22 protein-coding genes are annotated in these 22,889 nt (G+C 30.6%); 8 read left to right on the forward strand and 14 right to left on the reverse strand.

Annotated elements, in window-relative coordinates:
- Positions 1-33 precede the first annotated feature (33 nt).
- From FHS04_RS01225 to tpx, 5 genes are all read right to left on the reverse strand, one after another.
- Complete coding sequence (locus FHS04_RS01225) at positions 34-1,884, reverse strand: LptF/LptG family permease (protein ID WP_106678131.1); 1,851 nt, start codon at positions 1,882-1,884, stop codon at positions 34-36.
- Between the two features lie 9 nt (positions 1,885-1,893).
- A complete protein-coding gene (locus tag FHS04_RS01230; protein ID WP_106678128.1) occupies positions 1,894-2,535 on the reverse strand; it encodes a LolA family protein in 642 nt (213 codons plus the stop codon).
- A gap of 2 nt (positions 2,536-2,537) precedes the next feature.
- Positions 2,538-4,952, reverse strand: coding sequence for a DNA translocase FtsK (locus tag FHS04_RS01235; RefSeq protein WP_106678126.1), 2,415 nt, complete (start codon positions 4,950-4,952; stop codon positions 2,538-2,540).
- A 62-nt stretch (positions 4,953-5,014) separates the two neighbouring features.
- Positions 5,015-5,386, reverse strand: a complete 372-nt coding sequence (locus FHS04_RS01240; protein WP_106678123.1) for a diacylglycerol kinase — start codon at positions 5,384-5,386, stop codon at positions 5,015-5,017.
- Positions 5,379-5,885 carry a thiol peroxidase gene (gene tpx / locus FHS04_RS01245; RefSeq protein WP_106678120.1) on the reverse strand — a complete coding sequence of 169 codons (507 nt, stop codon included), beginning with the start codon at positions 5,883-5,885 and terminating at the stop codon, positions 5,379-5,381. Before tpx ends, FHS04_RS01240 begins: the two co-directional genes overlap by 8 nt.
- Positions 5,886-6,096: 211 nt before the next feature.
- Here tpx and katG point away from each other — a divergent pair, with 211 nt between their 5' ends.
- Positions 6,097-8,343: a catalase/peroxidase HPI gene (gene katG / locus FHS04_RS01250; protein ID WP_106678307.1), complete on the forward strand. Its 2,247-nt coding sequence runs from the start codon at positions 6,097-6,099 to the stop codon at positions 8,341-8,343.
- Positions 8,344-8,403: 60 nt separating this feature from the next.
- Positions 8,404-8,874 carry an ankyrin repeat domain-containing protein gene (locus FHS04_RS01255; RefSeq protein WP_106678116.1) on the forward strand — a complete coding sequence of 157 codons (471 nt, stop codon included), beginning with the start codon at positions 8,404-8,406 and terminating at the stop codon, positions 8,872-8,874.
- Positions 8,875-8,902: 28 nt separating this feature from the next.
- Here the strand turns inward: FHS04_RS01255 and FHS04_RS01260 are convergent, their stop codons facing one another.
- The 5 genes from FHS04_RS01260 to FHS04_RS01280 all read right to left on the reverse strand — a co-directional run bounded on the left by FHS04_RS01260 (position 8,903) and on the right by FHS04_RS01280 (position 13,255).
- The gene (locus tag FHS04_RS01260) at positions 8,903-9,160 is read right to left on the reverse strand and encodes a DUF6952 family protein (RefSeq protein ID WP_106678114.1); all 258 of its coding nucleotides are present in this window, start codon (positions 9,158-9,160) and stop codon (positions 8,903-8,905) included.
- A 9-nt stretch (positions 9,161-9,169) separates the two neighbouring features.
- Complete coding sequence (locus FHS04_RS01265; RefSeq protein ID WP_106678112.1) at positions 9,170-9,478, reverse strand: thioredoxin family protein; 309 nt, start codon at positions 9,476-9,478, stop codon at positions 9,170-9,172.
- Positions 9,479-9,549: 71 nt separating this feature from the next.
- A complete protein-coding gene (locus tag FHS04_RS01270) occupies positions 9,550-10,194 on the reverse strand; it encodes a peroxiredoxin (protein ID WP_106678110.1) in 645 nt (214 codons plus the stop codon).
- Between the two features lie 141 nt (positions 10,195-10,335).
- Complete coding sequence (gene nhaC / locus FHS04_RS01275) at positions 10,336-11,802, reverse strand: Na+/H+ antiporter NhaC (RefSeq protein WP_106678108.1); 1,467 nt, start codon at positions 11,800-11,802, stop codon at positions 10,336-10,338.
- A 253-nt stretch (positions 11,803-12,055) separates the two neighbouring features.
- A complete protein-coding gene (locus tag FHS04_RS01280) occupies positions 12,056-13,255 on the reverse strand; it encodes an aminotransferase class I/II-fold pyridoxal phosphate-dependent enzyme (RefSeq protein ID WP_106678106.1) in 1,200 nt (399 codons plus the stop codon).
- Positions 13,256-13,412: 157 nt separating this feature from the next.
- Between FHS04_RS01280 and FHS04_RS01285 the strand changes: the two genes are divergently transcribed.
- The 4 genes from FHS04_RS01285 (at position 13,413) to FHS04_RS01300 (ending at position 16,829) form a co-directional block, all read left to right on the forward strand.
- Positions 13,413-13,871 carry an Lrp/AsnC family transcriptional regulator gene (locus FHS04_RS01285; protein WP_106678104.1) on the forward strand — a complete coding sequence of 153 codons (459 nt, stop codon included), beginning with the start codon at positions 13,413-13,415 and terminating at the stop codon, positions 13,869-13,871.
- Positions 13,872-13,916: 45 nt separating this feature from the next.
- The gene (locus FHS04_RS01290) at positions 13,917-14,684 is read left to right on the forward strand and encodes a LuxR C-terminal-related transcriptional regulator (RefSeq protein ID WP_027878818.1); all 768 of its coding nucleotides are present in this window, start codon (positions 13,917-13,919) and stop codon (positions 14,682-14,684) included.
- A gap of 259 nt (positions 14,685-14,943) precedes the next feature.
- Positions 14,944-16,344: a dihydrolipoyl dehydrogenase gene (lpdA, locus tag FHS04_RS01295; RefSeq protein ID WP_027878819.1), complete on the forward strand. Its 1,401-nt coding sequence runs from the start codon at positions 14,944-14,946 to the stop codon at positions 16,342-16,344.
- Positions 16,345-16,418: 74 nt separating this feature from the next.
- Positions 16,419-16,829, forward strand: coding sequence for a DUF2721 domain-containing protein (locus tag FHS04_RS01300; protein ID WP_106678102.1), 411 nt, complete (start codon positions 16,419-16,421; stop codon positions 16,827-16,829).
- A 3-nt stretch (positions 16,830-16,832) separates the two neighbouring features.
- Here FHS04_RS01300 and FHS04_RS01305 read toward each other — a convergent pair whose 3' ends face one another.
- Complete coding sequence (locus FHS04_RS01305) at positions 16,833-17,543, reverse strand: LytR/AlgR family response regulator transcription factor (protein WP_106678100.1); 711 nt, start codon at positions 17,541-17,543, stop codon at positions 16,833-16,835.
- A complete protein-coding gene (locus FHS04_RS01310) occupies positions 17,536-18,606 on the reverse strand; it encodes a sensor histidine kinase (protein ID WP_244906272.1) in 1,071 nt (356 codons plus the stop codon). The genes FHS04_RS01305 and FHS04_RS01310 overlap by 8 nt, the downstream gene beginning before the upstream one ends.
- A 190-nt stretch (positions 18,607-18,796) precedes the next feature.
- Here FHS04_RS01310 and FHS04_RS01315 point away from each other — a divergent pair, with 190 nt between their 5' ends.
- Complete coding sequence (locus tag FHS04_RS01315) at positions 18,797-19,189, forward strand: MotA/TolQ/ExbB proton channel family protein (protein ID WP_106678098.1); 393 nt, start codon at positions 18,797-18,799, stop codon at positions 19,187-19,189.
- A 33-nt stretch (positions 19,190-19,222) separates the two neighbouring features.
- Here FHS04_RS01315 and FHS04_RS01320 read toward each other — a convergent pair whose 3' ends face one another.
- On the reverse strand, positions 19,223-20,578 hold the full coding sequence (locus FHS04_RS01320; protein WP_106678096.1) for a DEAD/DEAH box helicase: 1,356 nt from the start codon (positions 20,576-20,578) through the stop codon (positions 19,223-19,225).
- A gap of 40 nt (positions 20,579-20,618) precedes the next feature.
- Positions 20,619-21,509, reverse strand: a complete 891-nt coding sequence (locus FHS04_RS01325; protein ID WP_106678094.1) for an aldose 1-epimerase family protein — start codon at positions 21,507-21,509, stop codon at positions 20,619-20,621.
- A gap of 77 nt (positions 21,510-21,586) precedes the next feature.
- Between FHS04_RS01325 and pabB the strand changes: the two genes are divergently transcribed.
- On the forward strand, positions 21,587-22,879 hold the full coding sequence (gene pabB, locus FHS04_RS01330; protein ID WP_106678092.1) for an aminodeoxychorismate synthase component I: 1,293 nt from the start codon (positions 21,587-21,589) through the stop codon (positions 22,877-22,879).
- Positions 22,880-22,889: the final 10 nt, after the last annotated feature.

Consider the following 22,889-nt stretch of genomic DNA (forward strand, 5'->3'; position numbering starts at 1 on the left):
GCAAAGATAAGCTATTTTTAAGCTTTTATAGGTTTAAGAATTGATTTTTAGATTTCTATTAACATGAATAATAGGATAGAGGATAAAACCTAATATTTTAAATAAAAGTGTCTCTTTAGTTTTATTTAAAGTTTTAAGTATTTTACTGTAGTGCCTAAATGTTTTTATATAGTTAAAAATAAAAACTATATATGATATTGCACTAATCTGTATTCCTGCTTCTGCTAATTGTGGTAACTTATTGTTTTTGAAAACAAAAAATAATATAAATAAAGCTAGAGCCAATATATAGGTTATAAAGCTAATTTTTGAAAGCAGTTTAAATTCTTTTAAAGTAGTCTTATCTATTGGGTTAACTTTTGGTTTAATGATAGTTTCAGTAGTTTCACCTAAAGCCTCTGCTACAATAGCTCTTTTTTTGTCTTGATTGGTTGTTTGTGTTTTTGATTTTTTACTTCCAAATTTAGAGTTGTACCATTTTTTAATTGGTACTGTTATGTGGTCAAATTCAAACAAGCCTCTATCTTCTGTAGCACGTTTTGTTAAAAATATACTTAGAGGAAACATTATTAATGTGGAAAACCAAGCCGAAAGAACTGGATTTAATTTACCATTTTTAGCACTATTTTCTGCAAATAAACCAATAAAATGATAGGTTAAAAATAATACAATAGCAATAACCATTGGTAACCCTAATCCACCTTTTCTAATTAAAGCGCCTAAAGGAGCTCCTACAAAAAATAGAATAATACAAGCTACAGCTAAAGCAAACTTTTTATGTAATTCTATACCATGTTTGTTAATCCAAATACTCTTGTTTTTTAGAGTTTTTTCTTTAGAAGTCATTATTTGTTTTGTACTTGATACATTATTTACAGCATAATCTAATAACTGCACTTTAAATCTAGTATCAAAGAGGTCTAATAATGGTCCTTCGTATATAGTATCTTTTTTTGACTTTAAAGAGATGTTTAAGGTAGCAATGTTTGTTCTATTGTACATGGATTTAGAAAACTCCATGACATTATCTTGTCTTTCTAATTTAAGAGAATCTAAAGTGTGATTTAGCTCTGCTATATTTAGCATCGTGTATTTATTATCAACATTTTTTTCGTCTAAATCTACATTATTCAGCTCTGTTAAATCAATGTTCATAATGTGCTTCTTAAACTCACTTTTTACAAATGGTTTTTTCTGGCGGTCTTTTAGTTTTTTGGGAGGTGTATCATCATAATAATACCCATCATAAAGAATTAGTTTTAATATGTTAGAATCTTCTTGACTTGCTAATTCTCCCGTTTCGGCAATTATAACAGTATGGTTTCCTGCAACTCTAGTACTACTTTTTTTATGTATAGTAACACCTTTTAAAAACTTACCGTTTTCGCCACTTTTTTCTTCAACTTTAATATTAAAATTATCACCAATGTCGTTAAACTGTCCTTCTGCTATTGCCATAGCTGGTTTAACTTTGGCTATATTTTTTCTTAAGTTATGGCTTTCGTAATGTGCCCAAGGAATAACATTATTACTAAAGAAAAAAGTTGTTATAGATAGAATAAATATGAAAACGCCTAAACCAGACATTGCTCTTTGAAGAGAAATACCTGTACTTTTCATTGCAGCAAACTCATAGTTTTCAGCAAAATTACCAAACACCATTATAGAAGATAACAAAATAGTAAGTGGTAAAATTAAAGGAATAAGTGTAGGAGTGATGTACATTAAAAACTTAAGGATAGTAACTACGTCTAAGTCTTTTCCTGCTAATTCTTTAATGTATAACCATATGGCTTGTAAAACAAAAATCAGCATGAGTATTACAAACACGCTGATAAAAGTTTTTAAGTAAGAGGTTAATATGTATCTATCTAGTATTTTCACCCCAAAAAATTAATCTAATTTGTTGATGTAGTAGTCCTTATACTTTTCTTGATCAAATGTAAATAAGGATTTTGATAATGTTTCGTTAGTTTTAAAAGAATTAACAGTTAGGGTTGTTTTAGTACCGTTTTTGCCAATTTCAATTAATCTATAAATGTGTTTCGTTTTATTATCTATGCCTAAAAGCACATATTTAATTTCTGAAGAAGAGTCTATCGGAGTTAATTTTACAAATTGTATTTTTCTTCCTTGTACATTTTGTACAATGTCCATTTTATAAGTAAATCCATCTTCGTAAAAGCTAAGCATTTTACTTGGTGTAATTGTATTTTGATCTTCACTAGAGGCTTTAGAGACAGTAACTTCTTCATCTTCTGGGCTTATACTGTATAAATTTTGACCATCAAAAATACGTGTAATACCTAATATGTTAAGTCTATATTTTTCACCTTCCATGATTACATCACCACGTGTTTCTTGTCTTATATTCTCTTCAGTATTTTCTAATACATATTTAAAGTCAATACTTATGTTTTTGTAATTTTTAGCTTTTGTAGAAACCTCGTCTAATAAAGCTTTTGCTTTAGCGTCTTGCGCATAAGTTGTTAGAGTAAAAATTGTACTTAAAAAAAGGAATAATAACTTTTTCATTTTTATTTTGTTTCGTTTTCTAATAGTTGTTCTAAAGCTAGTAAATCAGGTACTAACACTTGTCTTGCTTTACTACCTTCAAATCCGCCAACAATACCTGCAGCTTCTAATTGATCAATAATACGACCTGCACGATTGTAGCCTAATTTAAGTTTACGTTGTAGTAAAGAAGCAGATCCTTGTTGTGCTGTTACAATAATTTCTGCAGCTTCGCGGAAGAGTTTATCTCTGTCCGATATATCTATATCAAGACTTGTGCCACTTTCTTCACCAACATATTCTGGTAATAAATAAGCATCAGGATATGCTTTTTGTGCACCAATAAAATCTACTATTTTTTCTACTTCTGGAGTATCTACAAAAGCACACTGTATACGTATCATATCATTACCTTGTGTGTAAAGCATGTCTCCACGTCCAATTAATTGGTCTGCTCCAGCGCCATCTAAAATGGTACGCGAGTCTATTTTTGAAGTTACTCTAAAAGCAATACGTGCAGGGAAATTGGCTTTAATAATACCTGTAATTACGTTTACAGAAGGACGTTGCGTTGCAATAATAAGATGAATACCAATAGCACGTGCTAATTGCGCTAAACGTGCAATAGGTGTTTCTACTTCTTTACCAGCAGTCATAATTAAATCTGCAAATTCATCAACTACTAATACGATGTAAGGTAAAAACTGGTGTCCGTCGTTAGGGTTTAGTTTTCTAGCTTTAAACTTGGCATTGTATTCAGAAATATTTCTACAAAGTGCATTTTTAAGCAATTCGTAGCGATTATCCATTTCTATACACAACGAATTTAATGTGTTAATAACCTTTGTGTTATCCGTTATAATAGCATCTTCACTATCGGGTAATTTTGCTAAATAATGTCTTTCAATTTTATTAAAAAGTGTAAGTTCAACTTTTTTAGGGTCTACTAGTACAAATTTTACTTCAGCAGGATGTTTTTTGTATAAAAGTGAAGTTAATACTGCATTTAAACCAACCGATTTACCTTGTCCTGTTGCACCAGCCATAAGTAAATGAGGCATTTTGGCAAGGTCTATAACTAATGTTTCGTTACTAATGGTTTTACCTATAGCTATTGGTAATTGCATTTCTGATTTTTGAAATTTTTGAGATGCAATTACAGATCGCATTGATACGATTGTTGAGTTTTTATTAGGCACTTCGATACCAATAGTACCTTTACCAGGAATTGGCGCAATTATACGAATACCAAGCGCAGCCAAAGATAAAGCAATATCGTCTTCTAAGTTTTTAATTTTAGAAATACGCACACCTGCTTCCGGAACAATTTCGTAAAGTGTTACTGTTGGACCAATGGTAGCTTTAATACTATCTATACCAATTTTGTAGTTGTTTAAGGTTTCTACAATTCGGTTTTTGTTTTCTTCTAACTCTTGTTGGTTTATAGTTACACCTTCGTTATCATATTTTTTAAGTAGATCTAATGGCGGATATTGATATTTACCAAGCTCTAAAGTAGGGTCAAATTGTCCAAAATCTTCAACAAGCTTGTTAGCAAGATTATCAGTTTCAGATTCTTCTTCTTTTACTGTTTCTACTTCAATTTTAACGTCTCCTTCACCATTTTCTTCTTTAATCGAAGTTTTTAAAATAGGTTCTTCAACTTCCTCTTCATCTTTTGGTGTAGACACTTCAAATGTTGTAGATGTTTCGGTTGTTGAATGATTAGTAATTGTAGGCTCTACATCTTTATTGACTTCAAAAGCAGATTTTATATTTTCTGCTTCTTCAGAATGAGAATTATCAACAGGAGTAAAATCTTCTTTTAAATCGTCTTTAATTTCTGCTTTAGCTTTATTAAAAAGCGAAGCTATACGTTGCGGAGTAAATTTAAAACGAACTGCTAAATAGGTTATAAAAGCAAAAATTAATAGAAGTACAGTTCCTAGTTTTCCTATATAATCTTGAAAAAAGGTGTTGACTTCAAAGCCTATTGTTCCGCTTAAAATGTCATTTTTAGAAGTAAAAAATCCGAATAAAATCGAAAACCATATAATTATTAATGTACCCCAAAACCAATGTCTTCTTAATTTGGTTTTGCTTAAATCCATTAGTACAAATACACCTGAAAGAAAAGTTAAGCCAGAAAATATAAATGACGCAATACCAAAACCACGTTGGATAAAAACATCACTTAACCAAGCACCAACTTTACTAAGCCAATTTTGTGTTTCGACATCTCTAGTTGTAAATTCTGATAAGGCACTTTGATCAGCTTTTCCGGTAAAAATAAAGGATAAAAAAGCAGTAAACAGCAAAAATCCAAGTATTACCAAAAAGCTACCTAAGACTAACTTTTGTTGATTGTTCAACGTAAAATCAGGTTTTTTAAAGCGTGACTTGTTTTTGGTTTTAGATGTTTTTTTTGCTTTGGCCATTAACGGTTTTTTAATTTGGGTAAAAATACAAATTGTTAACGTTTATCCTAATGGATAATTGTTTAAAAAATCTTAGGAAAATAAATTATTAAACCAATAATTGACGCAGCGATTGAAGCAATAAAAACAGCGCCAGCTGCAACATCTTTAATTATTCCAATTTTAGGATGATGATTGGGATGGATAAAATTTGCGACTTCTTCTACAGCAGTATTTAATCCTTCAATACTCATAACCATTCCAATAGCAAAGCATTGCATAATCCATTCTGTGTTAGAAATGGAGTAATAAAAGCCAGCAACAGTTACAATAATTGCAATAACAAATTGTATCTGTATACTAGCTTCTGTTTTAATTAAGCGTAACATACCTAAAAAGGCATATTTTACACTTTTAAGACGATTTATAATAAAAGGTTCTTTTGTTTTACTCATTAGATAAAGCGCTAAGAGCTGCTTCATAGTTAGGTTCGTCTGCTACTTCTTCTACTTGTTCTGTGTAAATTACTTTTCCATTTTCATCTAAAATAACAATACATCTAGAATGTAAAGTTTCAAAAGGTCCATTTTTAAACGCTAAACCATAATCATTACCAAACTCATCTGTTTTAAAATCTGATAGCATTTCTAAGTTGTCAATACCTTCTGCGCCACAAAATCTAGACATAGCAAAAGGTAAGTCTCTTGATATGCAAATTATTTTTGTGTTTTCTACTTCTGATGCTTTTTTGTTAAAAGTTCTTACCGATGTTGCACATGTACCAGTATCAACACTAGGAAATATGTTTAAAACCACTTTACTTCCTTTGTAATCAGCAAGTGTTTTTTCTGATAAATCTGTGTTAGTTAAATTAAAATTTGGAGCATCATTACCTACTTTAGGTAAATTTCCAACAGTTTCTACAGGATTGCCTCCTAGGGTTATTTTTGCCATAACATTTAATTTTTTTTTTTCAAATTTAAAAATAATACGTTAAAAACATTTTTTAAATACTGTTTATTGTTATAATTTGAAATTATTGTTTTTTAAAATTAAATAAATTTAACTTATAATTAAATAGTAACAATCAATTTTTTTGATCAATTTTTTGTAAATTTAATAGTTAATTTTATTGAAATATTATAAAAACTTAAAAACTATTAATATGAAAAGCAATTCTAATGAAAATCCTAACGGAGAGAACTTTGAAATTAATGAAAGTTCAGCAAAATGTCCTTTTCTTAGCGGAACTATCAAAAAAACAGCTGGTGGCGGAGTAAAAAACCGCGATTGGTGGCCTAACGAATTAAAATTAAATATTTTACGTCAACATGCACCAAACTCTAATCCTTTAGACGATGATTTTGACTATGCTAAGGAGTTTAATAGTCTTGATTATAATCAACTTAAGCAAGAAGTCATAGATTTAATGACAGATTCTCAAGATTGGTGGCCTGCAGATTATGGACATTATGGCGGATTTATGATTAGAATGGCTTGGCATAGTGCAGGTACTTACAGAGTAGGAGATGGACGTGGTGGCGCTGGTGGCGGTAACCAAAGATTTGCCCCAATTAATAGTTGGCCAGACAATGGTAACCTTGACAAAGCAAGACTTTTACTTTGGCCTATAAAGAAAAAATACGGACGAAAAATATCTTGGGCAGATTTAATGATACTTGCAGGTAATTGTGCTTTAGAGTCTATGGGCTTTAAAACCTTTGGATTTGCAGGAGGAAGAGAAGATATATGGGAACCAGAACAAGATGTATATTGGGGAAGTGAAACAGAATGGGGCGCAAATGAAGATAGATATGGCGACAGTAAAGATGTTGAAGAAAGAGACCTTGAAGATCCTTTAGCAGCAGTAATGATGGGTTGGATTTATGTAAATCCAGAAGGACCAGACGGAAAACCAGACCCAATGGGTTCTGCTAAAGATGTAAGAGAAACTTTTGGTCGTATGGCGATGGATGATGAAGAAACTGTTGCGTTAGTAGCAGGTGGACATACGTTTGGTAAAGCGCATGGTGCAGCAGATCCTGGTAAATATGTTGGTGCAGAACCACATGGAGCTTCAATTGAAGAAATGAGTACTGGTTGGAAAAACACCTTCGGAACTGGAGTTTTAGATGATACAATTACTAGCGGAATTGAAGGTGCTTGGACACCAAACCCAACACAATGGGATCATGATTATTTTGATGTGTTACTAAATTATGATTGGGAATTAACAAAAAGTCCAGCAGGAGCACACCAATGGAAACCAACTGAAGCTTCTAAAGCAAGAAAAGCACCAAAAGCAGGTGATCCAAATGGCTCTCAAGATTTAATGATGACTACTGCAGATATTGCTTTAAAGACTGATCCTGATTATTTAAAAATTTCTCAGAAATTCCATAAAGATCATAAAGCATTTGAAGATGCTTTTGCTCGTGCTTGGTACAAACTAACGCATAGAGATATGGGACCGATAGATCGATATTTAGGTCCAGAAGTACCAAAAGAACAATTGTTATGGCAAGACCCAATACCTAAAGTTAATTATAACCTTTCAGATGGTGATATCTCTAAATTGAAAGATATGATAGCTAATTCTGGGTTATCAATTTCTCAAATGGTAACTACAGCTTGGGCATCTGCTTCAACATTTAGAGGATCAGATAAACGTGGTGGCGCTAATGGTGGAAGACTTCGTTTAGAACCACAAAGAAGTTGGGAAGTTAATAATCCAAAAGAATTAGACAAAGTTTTATCAAAATTAGAAAGTATTAAAAATGATTTTGATGGTGAAGTTTCTATAGCAGATTTAATTGTGCTTGCAGGAAATGTTGGTGTTGAACAAGCAGCAAAAAAAGCAGGTCACGATATTGACGTGCCATTTGCCCAAGGAAGAGGTGATGCTTCACAAGAACAAACAGATATTGAAGGTTTTAATTATTTACAACCTATTGCAGATGGTTTTAGAAACTATATAAAATCTGATTTACAAATTGCAGCCGAAGATTTACTAGTAGATAAAGCTAATCTTTTAACGCTTACTGTTCCAGAAATGACAGTTTTAGTTGGAGGATTAAGAGTTTTAGGTGCAAATTATGACGGTTCTGATAACGGTGTATTTACCAATAAAAAAGAAACGTTAACTAACGATTTCTTTACTAATATTTTAGACTTTACTTACACATGGAGTGCTACAAGTGAAGACGATAGATATTTTGAAGGTAGAGACAGACGTACTGGAGAAGTGAAATTTAAAGGAACTCGTGCCGATTTAATTTTTGGTTCTAATACCGAATTAAGAGCTGTAGCAGAATTTTATGGTGCAAATGATGCACAAGAAAAATTTGTGAAAGATTTTGTAAAAGCTTGGACCAAAGTGATGAATTTAGATCGCTATGATTTAAAAAAATAATTAAAAACAATTAATTTAAGAGTGCTTGCGTGTCAAGCACTCTTTTTATTTTATAAAGCTATGACAGAAAACGAATTATTTTTTGCCACAATACAATCTGGCAATGAAGACAATATAAAAGCACAATTAAATAGAAACCCAGATTTAGTTAATATTCAAGATCAAAGAGGTTTTACGCCATTAATTTTTGCAACTTATTTTAATAAAGAAAATATTGCCGAAATATTATTAGAAAACAACGCAGATATTAACAGTAAAGACGCATCTGGTAATACAGCATTAATTGGTGTTTCTTTTAAAGGAAATACTTCAATTGCAGAAAAACTTTTGCAACATGAGGCGGACATTAATGCTAAAAACAATGCTGGTATTACAGCATTAATTTATGCAGCAATGTACAATCAAGTAGATATGGTAAAACTATTGCTAAACCATAAAGCAGATATTACAATAAAAGATAATGAAGGTAAAACAGCAAAAGATTATGCAAAAGAAAAAGGCTTCAACACTATTGCTGAAACCCTAAAATAAAAAAAACACTTCATTTGAAGTGTTTTTTTTATTTATCAATCGATCCTAAAACGCGTTGCATAAAGCTGTTTACAGCTTCTTTTTTAGGCGTACCATCTTTGATCATTTTATTAACTTCAATAGCACCGTACATATTAGAGATTAACTCGCCAATAACATCTAATTCTTCATCTTTTAATGAAGGTACTTCAGTTAAGGCTTCTAAAGTTTCAATAGTTTCAACTACGTAATCTTCGTCGTTGTCTTCTATAAATTGTGTAAGGTGTTTTATTACAGGTAATTTCATAATTTATAATTAAGCAACTTCGTTTACTAAATCTTTTAAAACGTCAAATTTGTTGGTTTGTACTTGATTAACAAAGTTTCCGTTTTTAAATGTTGCAAATGTTGGTAAGTTATCTACTGTTGCTAATTTTCTTGACTCAGGAAATTTTTCCGCGTCAGCGATAACAAAGGTTACATTGTCTAACTCGCTAGCCAATTTTTTTACTTTAGGCTTCATAATTCTACAGTTACCACACCATGTTGCCGAGTATTGTACAACTACAGTATCGTTACTATTAACTAACTCTTGTAGGTTATCTTGGTCTAATTCTTTAAGCATAATTGAAAGTTTTAGTGTAAACACCAAATTCTAAAATGTAGAATTTGGTGTTTTTAAATTAAGGAATTATTTTAGTTTGCGTGAGTTGCTAAGTAACTAGCAACGCCATCTCTGTTAGCATTCATTGCTTCTTTACCTTCTTCCCAGTTTGCTGGACAAACTTCTCCTTTTTCTTGTACGTGAGTTAACGCATCGATTAATCTTAAGTATTCACCAACGTTTCTTCCTAATGGCATGTTGTTAATGCTTTCGTGTTGTACGTTTCCTTCTTCGTCAATGATATATGTAGCTCTATAAGTTACGTTATCTCCTTCTACTGTTACAACACCAGTTTCTTCGTTGTAAGTTTCGTTAGTAATATCTAAAATACCTAATGTAGAAGCTAAGTTACGGTTAGAATCTGCTAAGATTGGGTAAGTTACACCTTCGATACCACCGTTATCTTTTGGAGTGTTTAACCATGCAAAGTGTACTTCTGGAGTGTCACAAGAAGCACCAATTACGATAGTGTTTCTTTTTTCAAATTCTGCTAAAGCAGCTTGAAAAGCGTGTAATTCTGTTGGGCAAACAAAAGTGAAATCTTTTGGGTACCAGAATAATAATACTTTTTTATTGTTTTTTTTTGCTTCTTCAAGAACGTTTAATTTAAAGGTTTCACCCATTTCGTTCATTGCGTCTACGTTTAAATTTGGAAATTGTTTTCCTACTAATGCCATGATTAAATTTTTATAAATTATTAATAAGTTTTATGTCACAAATATAAGCAGGACTTAATTATTTTAACATTAAAAAAATTTTAAAAATTTATAAAGGAATAAGTTAAAACTATCGATATAATATTTTGTTATAAATATTGATTATTTGTTAGATATTTGTCTAATTTTTATGGATAATGCAGCAAAAATTAATGTTGTTACAGGGCTTAGCCAGTTAAAAATAGCATAGGCAAAATATTCTGCAACACCAACACCTAAAACTCCACTTTGATAAGCTCCGCAAGTATTCCAAGGAATTAAAACAGAAGTAACTGTACCAGAGTCTTCTAGTGTACGACTTAAATTTTCTGGTGCTAAATTTTTGTCTTGATATGCTTTTTTAAACATTTTACCAGGAATTACAATTGCTAGGTATTGGTCTGAAGCAATAGCATTCAAACCTAAACAACTAAAAACAGTACTTGCAAAAAGACCAAATACAGTTGTTGCTATTTTTAAAAGCTCGTTAGTAATTCTTGCTAAAGCACCAATTGCATCCATAATACCACCAAATACCATTGCGCAACAGATTAATAAAATGGTCCATATCATACCATTCATTCCTCCAGATGAGAATAGTTCGTTTAACTTTTCGTTGTTTGTAGCGATTTGAGTATCTGTTAAAATAGAATTAAAAATTGCAGCAAATTTAGAATCTGATAAACTTGTTAAAATTTCAGGTTGAAAAATAAAAGCAAATATTGCAGCAAGAACAACTCCTGTTAATAATGCAATAAGAGGTTTGGTTTTCATTAAAATTAAAGCAATTACAACTGCAGGGACAATAAATAAAAGAGGTGTAATATTAAACGTATTATTTATACTGGTTAACAAGTTGCTTATATCTGCATTACCAGTTGTGTCTATAGTTGCGCTTAAAATAGAAAATATAATAATTGTAACTAACACAGTAGGTACTGTAGTAAAAGACATATATCTTATGTGTGTAAATAAGTCTGTGCCAGCCATAGCAGGAGCAAGGTTTGTAGTATCGCTTAAAGGCGACATTTTATCTCCAAAATAGGCTCCAGAAATTACAGCACCAGCAATCATTCCTGTTGGTATACCTAACGCACTACCAATACCTATTAAAGCAATACCAACAGTAGCAGATGTTGTCCAAGAACTACCTGTTGCGATAGAAATTATAGCAGCAATAACTACAGAAGCAGGTAAGAATATTTCTGGACTTAAAACTTGTAAACCATAATATACCATAGCAGGTATAATGCCGCTTACTAGCCATGTTCCTGCTAAAGCACCAACTAAAAATAAGATAAGAATAGGGACAAAAACACTTTTTAAGTTTTCCCAGATTTCTTTTACCATTAAGTTAAAAGATACCTTGTTAAATATACCTACTATAGCAGCAATGCCACCACCAATTAGTAATATAATTTGGTTGGTATAAACACCAAACCATTCTTGATCATCAACAAAAAATATGTTGTAAGCTAGTAGCGCCATAAGGCAAACTACTGGTATTAAAGCTTCTATAAGATTTAATTCTTTGTTTTCTACAATTCTTTGATCATTAATATCTATATCAGAAAGGTTATTGTCTTGCATATTTTAGTTAGTTTTTCAAATGTAATGTTACGATTTTAGACAGAGCTATGCAAATTGAAATTATCTTTTAGGTTAACTTAACAGATCTGTTAAAACGATATTTAAAACTTAAGTTTTAAGTATAGATATTAATAGATTGATAAATGTTATTTTTAAAAAATTTAAGTGATAAAACTAATCTTTAAACTATTATAATTTAGCTATTTATAAAGATTAGTTTTATCACTTTAGTTATAGTTGTATCTAATTAGTATTACAGTATACCAACTTCTTTCATACATTGATTCATCATATTGTATGTACGCTCTATATCGGCATCTAATCCAATAGAAAATCTAATTAATCCATCACTTAAACCCATTTCTTCTTGTTCGTCTTCAGGTATTTCAGAAGATGTAGAAGTTCCTGGAGCAGAAAATAAGGTTTTATAAAATCCTAAACTAACAGCTAAATAACCTAAGTTTTTTTCTTGCATTAATTCCATTAAAGCATTAGCCTTATCTAAGCTACCAACGTCTATGGTAAGCATGCCTCCAAAACCATACTGTTTGTTCATCATATTTTTAAATAATTGATGAGAAGGATGAGATGTTAATCCAGGATATACAGTTTTTAGCCCTAATTTTTCAAATTTTTCTGCTAAGTAACTAGCATTATGACTATGTTGTTGCATGCGTATATGCAGTGTGCGTAAGTTTTTTAAAATAGAAGAAGCGCGTAAACTATCCATTGTACTACCTAGTAGCATACAAGCACCATCGTTAACACTTCTTAATTCATTAATAAAGTCTTGTGTGCCGCAAACAACACCTCCAACAGTATCACTAGACCCATTAATAAATTTAGTTAAACTATGTATTACAACATCTGCTCCTAATTTTGCAGGTGAAATGGATAAAGGCGAAAACGTATTGTCTACTACTAATTTTAAATTATGTTTTTTTGCAAGCTTAGCTAGTCCTTCGATATCTGCTACTTCTAATAAAGGGTTACTAACACTTTCACAATACAAAACTTTAGTATTATTGGTAATTGCGGCTTCAACTACATCTAATTTTGTTATATCAACAAAAGATGTTGTAATATTTAATCTAGGAGCAAAATTCTTTAAAAAAGCATAAGTACCACCATAAATAGTTCTGCTAGAAACTACATGGTCACCAGCTCCACAAAGTTGCATAATTACAGGTGTAATTGCACCCATTCCAGAAGCTGTTACATTTGCAGTTTCTGTACCTTCCATAGCGGCTAACGCTTCACCTAAATATAAGTTAGAAGGAGAAGAATGACGAGAGTATAAATAACAACCATCTGCATTACCTTCAAAGGTGTCAAACATGGTTTTAGCTGATAAAAAAGTATAAGTTGAAGAGTCTGAAATAGAAGGGTTTACACCTCCAAATTCTCCAAAATACTGTAAATCCTGAATATTATTTGCTGGTTTAAAAGACATAGTTTTAAGTTTTATTACATCAAAATTGATAAATACTAGAATTTAAAACAATAATGTTAATGTATTTTAGAAAATTAAACTGAATTTTAATAATTTTACAGAAAATTAGTATTGTGTTTTAAATATAATAATTTGTTTTACAGAAAATTTTTCAACTATGGTATTTGACGATATTGACAAAAAATTACTTCAACTTTTACAAAACGACAGTAAACAAACCAATAAAGCTTTAGCAAACCAATTAAACTTATCTGTTACAGCAGTTTTTGAGCGTATAAAAAAATTAGAAAACCAAGGTGTTATAAGTAAATATGTAGTCTTAGTAAATAAAGAGAAAATAGATAAGTCTTTTGTTACTTTTTGCCACATAAAACTAATACAACATATGCAAGAATATGTAATTCAGTTTGAAAAAGAAGTGAATAAATTAACCGAAGTTATAGAGTGTTATCATATAAGCGGAGATTATGATTATCTTTTAAAAGTAGCAGTAAAAGATATGGAAGAGTTTAGAAAATTTATGGTAGAAAAATTAACCAATATAAAACATATTGGTAGCACACATAGTATGTTTGTTATCAGTGAAGTAAAACATACTACAGCAATTTCGGTTTAAATAAAAATAATTATATTGTGGTGTAAATGTTAGCTATTATCCCTTATGAAATACTCTAAAATTAAAGAGCTTTATAGCACAATTTTTGATTCTTACGCAAAACCTTCTTTAGAAACTCACATAAAGAAAATTATAGAATTAGATCAGTTTTTACCCTACAGTTCTACTTTTTTTTGCGTTACAAACACACAAGATTTAACTTTTGAATATGTAAGTAAAAATTTTACTAGCTGTTTGGGGCTAGATGATAACGATTTAAAGATTAAAGGTATGCGTTATTTTTGGAGTCGTATTCATCCAGATGATGTCGAAATATGGCTTTCTGCCATGCATCATTTAATGGACTTTACCTTAACCGAAATACCTATTAAACAAAGAAATAAAGCAAATTATACTTGGAATTATCGCTTTAAAAACGAAAAAGGAACCTATGTAAATATAGTGCAAAACACAACACCTTTAGATTTTGATAATGAAATGAAACCCATTATAGGTTTAGCACATTATACCGTTTTAGATCCTAAAATAAATATGCAAATAACAGCAACAGCAAAGCTTTTAAATGATCAAAATGAATATGAAACAGTGTATTTTAATAATTTTTCTCAAAAATTATTAAAAGAAGGAATTTCTAATAGAGAACGTGATATTATTAGGCTTTTAGTATTAGATAAAACAAGTAAAGAAATTTCAGAAAGTCTAAATATAAGTTCTCACACAGTAGATACACACAGAAGAAATATCTTGAAAAAATTAAAACTTTCATCTACAGGAGAACTAGTAGCAATGATTAAATTAAATAATATAATTTAAAAAATACTCAAATTGAGTATTGCACAAACTTTAAGATATACTCAATTTTACAATGCTATTAATCAATAAATATAAGCCTGTTTTAAATCAGATGTAGAACTCTTGTTTGATTTAACAATGGGCTTTTTTTAGGTTATAGAGTTTCTTCTAAAGCTTAGACAAATTATTCAAAATTATACTTAGAGGTTTACATTCAAAATCGTATTTTTGTATTAGTTTTTAATAAAATAATTTCCGCAAAAGCGAAAAATCAACACATATGAGTCAATACGATGTAGCAATTATAGGTTCTGGACCTGGTGGATACGTAGCCGCAATACGTTGTGCACAATTAGGTATGAAAACCGCAATAATCGAAAAATATTCAACTTTAGGAGGTACTTGTCTTAACGTAGGATGTATACCAAGTAAAGCGTTATTAAGCTCTTCTCATCATTATGAAGAAGCAACAAAACACTTTGAAGATCATGGCATCGAAATTCCTGGAGAAGTTAAAGTAAATCTAGAAAAAATGATTGCGCGTAAGCAATCTGTAGTAGATCAAACTACTGGTGGAATTGACTTTTTAATGAAAAAAAACAAAATTGATGTTTATCAAGGTGTTGGAAGCTTTAAAGATGCAACTCACATTACTATTAAAGGTGAAAAAGAAGAAGAAATTGAAGCTAAAAACACTATTATAGCTACAGGCTCTAAACCTTCTAGCTTACCATTTATAAACATTGACAAAGAAAGAATTATTACTTCTACAGAAGCTTTAAAACTTAAAGAAGTGCCTAAACACCTAATTATTATTGGTGGTGGCGTTATCGGTTTAGAGCTAGGACAAGTGTACAAACGTCTTGGTGCAGAAGTAACAGTTGTAGAGTATATGGATCGTATCCTTCCAACTATGGATGCAGGATTATCTAAAGAACTTAATAAAGTTTTTAAGAAAGCAAAATGCAACATGATGGTGTCTCACAAAGTACAATCTGTAGAGCGTAACGGAGATGAAGTTGTTGTAAAAGCAGAAAATAAAAAAGGTGAAGTTGTAGAGTTTAAAGGCGATTATTGTTTAGTGTCTGTTGGTCGTCGTCCTTATACAGACGGACTTAACGCCGAAGCTGCAGGAGTAAAACTTAACGATAGAGGACAAGTTGAAGTAAACGAGCATTTACAAACATCTGCAAGTAACATTTACGCAATAGGAGATGTTATAAAAGGAGCAATGTTAGCGCATAAAGCTGAAGAAGAAGGTGTTTTTGTTGCCGAAACTTTAGCTGGTCAAAAACCACATATTGACTATAACTTAATTCCTGGTGTAGTTTACACTTGGCCAGAAGTTGCAGCAGTAGGTAAAACAGAAGAAGAACTTAAAGAAGCAGGAACTAAATACAAAGTAGGACAATTCCCGTTTAGAGCTTTAGGTCGTGCAAGAGCATCTGGAGATATCGATGGATTTGTAAAAATTCTTGCAGATGAAACTACAGACGAAGTACTTGGTGTACATATGATTGGTGCACGTTGTGCAGATTTAATTGCAGAAGCAGTAACTGCTATGGAATTTAGAGCATCTGCCGAAGATATTTCGCGCATGTCTCATGCACATCCAACTTTTGCAGAAGCTGTAAAAGAAGCTGCTTTAGCAGCAACAGAAGATAGAGCTTTACATGTATAGTAAAACACTAAAAAGACTATTTATATAAAATTAAAGCGAGCTTTTTAGCTCGCTTTTTTTAATTTAAAAAATATATGAATCAACTAACATTAACAACGCCAGCCTTATTATTTTCAGCAATATCCTTAATCATGCTGGCGTACACTAACAGGTTTTTAGCTTATGCGTCTGTTGTAAGAAACTTAAAAGAAAAGTTTTTACAACAACAAGACGAAGCACTTTTACTTCAAATTAATAACTTAAGAAAACGGTTATACTTAACAAGATCTATGCAGATTTTTGGTATTTCTAGTTTGTTACTTTGTGTACTAACTATGTTTTTGGTTTACATAGAACAAAATGATATAGCCGTTTGGGTTTTTGGAGTTGCACTGTTATTATTAATTTTATCCTTAGGATTTTTGATAAGAGAAATTCAGATTTCGGTAGATGCGCTAAATCATCATTTAACTGATATAGAAAATCATTTATCAGATAAAAAGTAGAGTTTAAAAACGTTCTAGTTTAGCTATTACATCCTTTTTATAACTCCTGCTAATGGTTAAACACTTACCGTTTACAATCATTTCTTCATTGGTAAACGACTCAATACTTGCTAAGTTTACAATGTATGATCGGTGTATTCTTAAAAAATCTTTCTGTGGAAGTTTAGCTTCAATTGCACTAATAGTTTCTCGGGTAATGATAGATTGATCTTTTAGATGAATTTTTAGATAATCACTCAAACTTTCTATAAAAATAATGTCTTTAAACGTAATTTTTAACATACGTCTATCTGAACGAACAAAAATAAAATCGTTAGTTTCTGAAGGTTGTGATTGTGTTTCAGTTTGTTGCGTATTAACTTCAAAATATCTATTTATAGCTTGTAACATTCTTTCAAAAGAAATAGGTTTTAATAAATAATCTACAGCTTGAAGATTAAAACCTTCTACTGCATAATCACGATAGGCAGTAGTAAATATTATTTTAATGTTCTTATTTATTGATTTTGCAAATGCAATTCCAGAAATTTCAGGCATATTAATATCTAAAAAAATAAGATCTACTGCATTGTTATTTATAAAATTAAATGCTTCAATAGCATTTTTGCATTGGGCAATAACTTCAATATTTTCTATTCTAGATAAGTGCGATGCTATGATCTCTCTAGCCACATTTTCATCATCTACAATTATACAAGAAATAGGATTACTCATTAGTTAGTTTAGATTTAATATTTAGCTGTAAGTTAACTGTAAATTTAGATGGTTCTTGAAAAATATCTAATTGATATTGATTTGGATATAACAATTCTAAACGTTTTTTAATGTTTTGTAAACCAATACCTTCATTTTGTTTTTTCTTGTTTAAGCTACTATTAGAAATTTTAAAAATAATGATTTCTGAAGTTGTTTTTATAGATAAATCTATGTGCAAAACACCATTTTTTAAAGTCCCATGTTTAAAACTGTTTTCAACAAAAGGAATAAAAAGCATCGGCGCTATACTTATAGTATTTGAATGAATATCTTTAGTAAAAGACACGTTTAAGGTCTCATTAAATCGCATTTTTTCAAGACTTATATAATCTTCTATATGATTTATTTCATCTTCTAAACTCACAAACGGTTTATCAACTTGGTATAATAAATAATCAAGAAGATTAGATAGTTTTAAGATCATATTTGGTGTGTCATCAGCCTTTTTTAAAGCAGCGCCATACATTGTATTTAGTGTGTTGAACAGAAAATGTGGATGAATCTGCATTTTTAAATAATTAAGCTCTTGCTCTTTTAGTTTTAGCTGAGTTTCTAAAATTTTAGATTCTAATAAAGCTGTTTTTTTGTTTGATTTTAAGTTAAGCTGTAATAGTTTAAATGCACTTACCAAGATAACGACAAGATAGACACTAGAAGTTACTAAAATGATGTTTCTGGTAATTGGATTCATTTGATCAAATTCAAAATTTGATAAATAAATCAAACTAAAAAATATGGACAGCATAATTAAATACAACGAAATAATTAAAGTGTAAACACTATATACCGTAAACGCTGTATATCGTTTTGTTATTAAATAATCAGGTATTAATTTGTAAATAGATACATAAGTAGTTGCTATAGTTGTTGGCATTAAAAAGGCACTAAACATTAAAGTGTCTTTAAAATGTTTACTTCCAGCACTAAAAAAATAAGTAAAAAATAAAAGCACAACAGACCAAAATAGTATGTGTTTAGTGGCTTTAAAAAGTAATAATTTGATTAATTTTTGAGTTTTCAATGCTTAAAAAAATATATACAATATTACAATTTTTAATTTTTGAGTTTTTATTTTGTAGACCAATAACCAATTTAGCAAGTGATTTGACATGTTGTTAAATCGATATCTAATTAGGTTGTTTATCGCATTTTGTAAAAGCCTAAGCTATTTAAAAATAAGTTTGTAGCAGGTTTAATCAAAAAATGAAATTATGACTTTACTAACTATTTTAAATCAACAATTTTTAGTTGCCAATCTTTTTTATGAAGGCGGACCGCTTTTTATGTCTTTAATACTATTGGCATTATTAACTTCGCTATTCTTTATCATTAAAGGTTTTATCGCTTTAAAATCAAACAAAGAGCAAACTTTTAAAATGCTAAAACTAGCTGTTGATGCTAGTTTGCTAGCTTTGGTTTTAGGTTTTTTAGGTTCTGTTTTAGGGCTTATTCAAGCGTTTGATAGTGTAGAAGCAATGGGTAATCCAGATCCATCTATATTTGCTGGCGGATTAAAAATATCTTTGTTAACAGCAACTTTTGGATTGTTTTCTTTTGTTGTAACTAGAATAGGAATATTTATTTTAAGACTTGCAAATAAATAAAACTAAAAAGCCAATCTTTACGATTGGCTTTTTTTATTTTTTCTTATTACGCTTATTATAATTTTTATCACCTCGTGTTTTAGGTTTTTTATATTTTTTAGCGATTTCGCGTTTGTAACTTCCACCTAAATTAACCTTTTTATTTTTTTCTTTTTTCTCATGAAAAGCAGGTCCTGGTGCATCTTCGTCAAGTCTTCGTTTTGTAGGATTGTAACGCTCTTTTATCACTTCGCGTTCTTCAGGAATTAATTCTTCAGAAATTGAAACAGTTTCAGGTATTTCAACTAAATTAATTTCCATTTGCATTAATTTCTCAATGCGTTCTAATGCGTCTTGTTCTTTTTCTGTAGAAAATACTAAAGCATGACCTTCGCGTTCTGCACGACCAGTTCTACCAATACGATGCATGTAGTTTTCTGGATATTCAGGCGTGTCAAAGTTAATTACATGACTAATATTATCAATATCTAAACCACGCGCCATAACATCTGTTGCAACTAAAATTCGATTAACACCTTCTCTAAATTGCTCAATACTGCGTAATCTGTAATTTTGCGTTTTGTTAGAGTGAATGACACATAATTCTTCTTTAAAGAATTGATCTAAATCTTCAAAAAGCCGATCAGCCATACGTTTATTAGATACAAAAACTAAGACTTTGTTGTATTGTTCTTCGTCTTTTAAAAGTTCGATTAAAAGATTCTTTTTGGTGTGATAATTTGGGACGCTGTATTTAGTTTGTTCTATATTTTCTAAAGGCGTACCAGAAACTGCAATCGAAACACGTTCTGGAGCGATAAAAAAGTCGGTAATTAAATCGTCTACATCTTCCGTCATTGTTGCAGAAAACATGATGTTTTGTCTACGTTCTGGAAGTATATCAAAAATATTGATTAATTGATGTCTAAATCCTAAATCTAGCATCACATCAACTTCATCTATCACTAATTTTTGGATAGATTTAAGCTGTAACGCTCTACTAACCGCTAAATCATATAATCTTCCTGGTGTAGCAACAATAATATCTAAACCTTGTACTACAGCTTGTTTTTGGGTATTTATGTTTGTACCACCATAAACACCAAGTACGCGTACATTGATGTATTTGGCTAGTTTTTCTATATCATCAACCACTTGTACTACAAGTTCTCTAGTTGGAACTAAAATTAAAACACGAGGATTATCCTGTCTTGAAAATTTTAAATTTCTTAAGATAGGCAACATGTAGGCATAGGTTTTACCAGTTCCTGTTTGGGCAATTCCTACCACATCTTTACCACTTGCAACAATACTAAAAGCTTCTGCTTGTATTGGCGTAGGCGACGTAAAGCCTAAATCGTCAATAGCATTGTATAATGGTGTGTTTAATTTTAAATCTTGAAAAGTCACAGCTATAATTTAGGCTACAAAACTACTACTTATATTTTGTTTATTCCAAATGCAGGTTATGTATTTGTATGCTGTAGCTAGCTGTAAATGTTTTATTTGCTGCTAATTTAATAATACCTTCCTTTTTTGTGATATCTTGGTTGGTGTTTTCATGATCCGCAATTCCTAACCAAGGTTCTATACACACGTAAGGTGCATTTGGTTTTGCCCAAATCCCTAAATATTTAAAATCAGGAAAACTAACATTTAAAATTTCTCCGTGGTTTTTACTTACTAATGCTACTTTTTTAGAGGTTAAATCTTTAAAAATTAAAGCATCTTCATTAAATAAATCTGGTTTTAAATTAATGGTATTTTTGGTATTGAAAACTGGTTTTGTCTGGTCTGTAACAAGACCGTTATCCATATTTAGTAAGTAACTTTTTGCAGTTTCAGGATGTTCAAATTCTAAATGATAATCAGTGTAATTCTCTTCATCATAAAAAGGACATTTAAACGCAGGATGACCACCAATTGAAAAATACATATTAGAATCGTTTAGATTTTTAACTGTATGAGTTAAGGTTAATGTGTTATCTGTAAGGGTATATTTTAATAAAAGTTCAAAATCAAACGGAAACCATTTGCTTATCTGTTTGTTTTGTTTCAAGCTAAACGTTAAGCTATTTTCGGTTTGTTCTAAAAGTTTAATATCTTCATTATGTCTAACAAAACCGTGCTTTGGCATATGATAGGTTTTCTCATTAAAAACATAACTATCGTCTTTCATCGATCCAATTATTGGAAATAAATTTGGTGCGTAACTAGCCCAAACTTTTGGATCTGCATGCCACATAAATTGGCGGTTATTTTTAACTGAAGAAATCTCACAAAGCTCAGCACCTTTAGCTTTTACTTTGATGTTTAATAAGTCGTTTGATAATTGAAACATAATAATGGTTTTAAACTACTGTCAAATTAATCGTTTTTTTCTTAAATCTGCTTAACTTTACACTTCAATTTTTTTATTTGAGAACACATAAAACATATAAAGTTGCTAATGTCCAACAGTTTAAACAACATTTGTTAAACTGGAGCAACCAATTTGAAGATATTATTTGGTTAGACAGTAATAATTACAAACAGCAGTATTCTAATTACGATGCGGTTTTGGCAGTAGATGCATTTACTAGTTTACAAACCGATTTTCATCAAGCTTTTGATAAACTAAAAGATTACCAAACTACGACTAACGATTGGATTTTTGGGTATTTATCTTACGATTTAAAAAATGATATTGAGCCTCTAAAATCAGAAAATTTTGACGGATTACATTTTCCAGATTTGTATTTTTTTCAACCTAAAAAACTATTTTTTTTAAAAGGAAATTCGGTTGAATTACACTACTTAAAAATGGTTGATGATGAAATGGACACTGATTTTGAAACTATATCAAATTTTGAAAATGTAGAACAACCTTCATATAAATCACCAATTAAAATTCATCTTCGTATTCATAAAGATGAATATTTTGAAAAGCTAGAAAAAATGTTAGCTCACATACATCGTGGTGATATTTACGAAGCTAATTTTTGTCAAGAATTTTATGCTGAAAATACAACGATAAATCCGTTAGAGATTTACAATAAGTTAAACGCTATTTCTACGCCACCATTTGCTACATTTTTAAAGCAAAATGACAAGTATTTATTAAGTGCTTCACCAGAACGTTACTTAAAAAAAGAAGGTCAAAAGGTAATATCTCAACCTATAAAAGGGACAGCAAAACGTGATGAAGATTTTATGATAGATAGCTTGCTTAAACACGATTTGGTAGCTAACCCAAAAGAGCGTAGTGAGAATATTATGATTGTAGATTTAGTACGTAACGATCTGTCTTTAACTGCCAAAAAAGGAAGTGTAAAAGTAGAAGAATTATGTAAAGTGTATACTTTTGAGCAAGTGCATCAAATGATATCTACAGTCACGTCTCAAGTTAGGGAAGATGTACATCCTGTAGATGTGATTAAAACCACTTTCCCTATGGGAAGTATGACTGGTGCACCAAAAATTTCGGCAATGAAAATTATCGAAGATTTAGAGGCTACAAAACGTGGATTATATTCTGGTGCTGTTGGTTATTTTTCGCCAGAAGGCGATTTCGATTTTAATGTAGTGATAAGAAGCATTTTATACAATCAATCTAAAAAGTACGTAAGCTACTCGGTTGGTGGCGCAATTACAGCAAAAAGTGATCCGACACAAGAGTATGAAGAATGCTTGATTAAAGCCAAAGCTATGCGAACAGTTTTGGAGGATTAATAATATTTTA

Origin of the sequence: Mesoflavibacter zeaxanthinifaciens subsp. sabulilitoris, from assembly GCF_014191595.1 — a bacterium.
GTDB lineage: Bacteria > Bacteroidota > Bacteroidia > Flavobacteriales > Flavobacteriaceae > Mesoflavibacter > Mesoflavibacter zeaxanthinifaciens.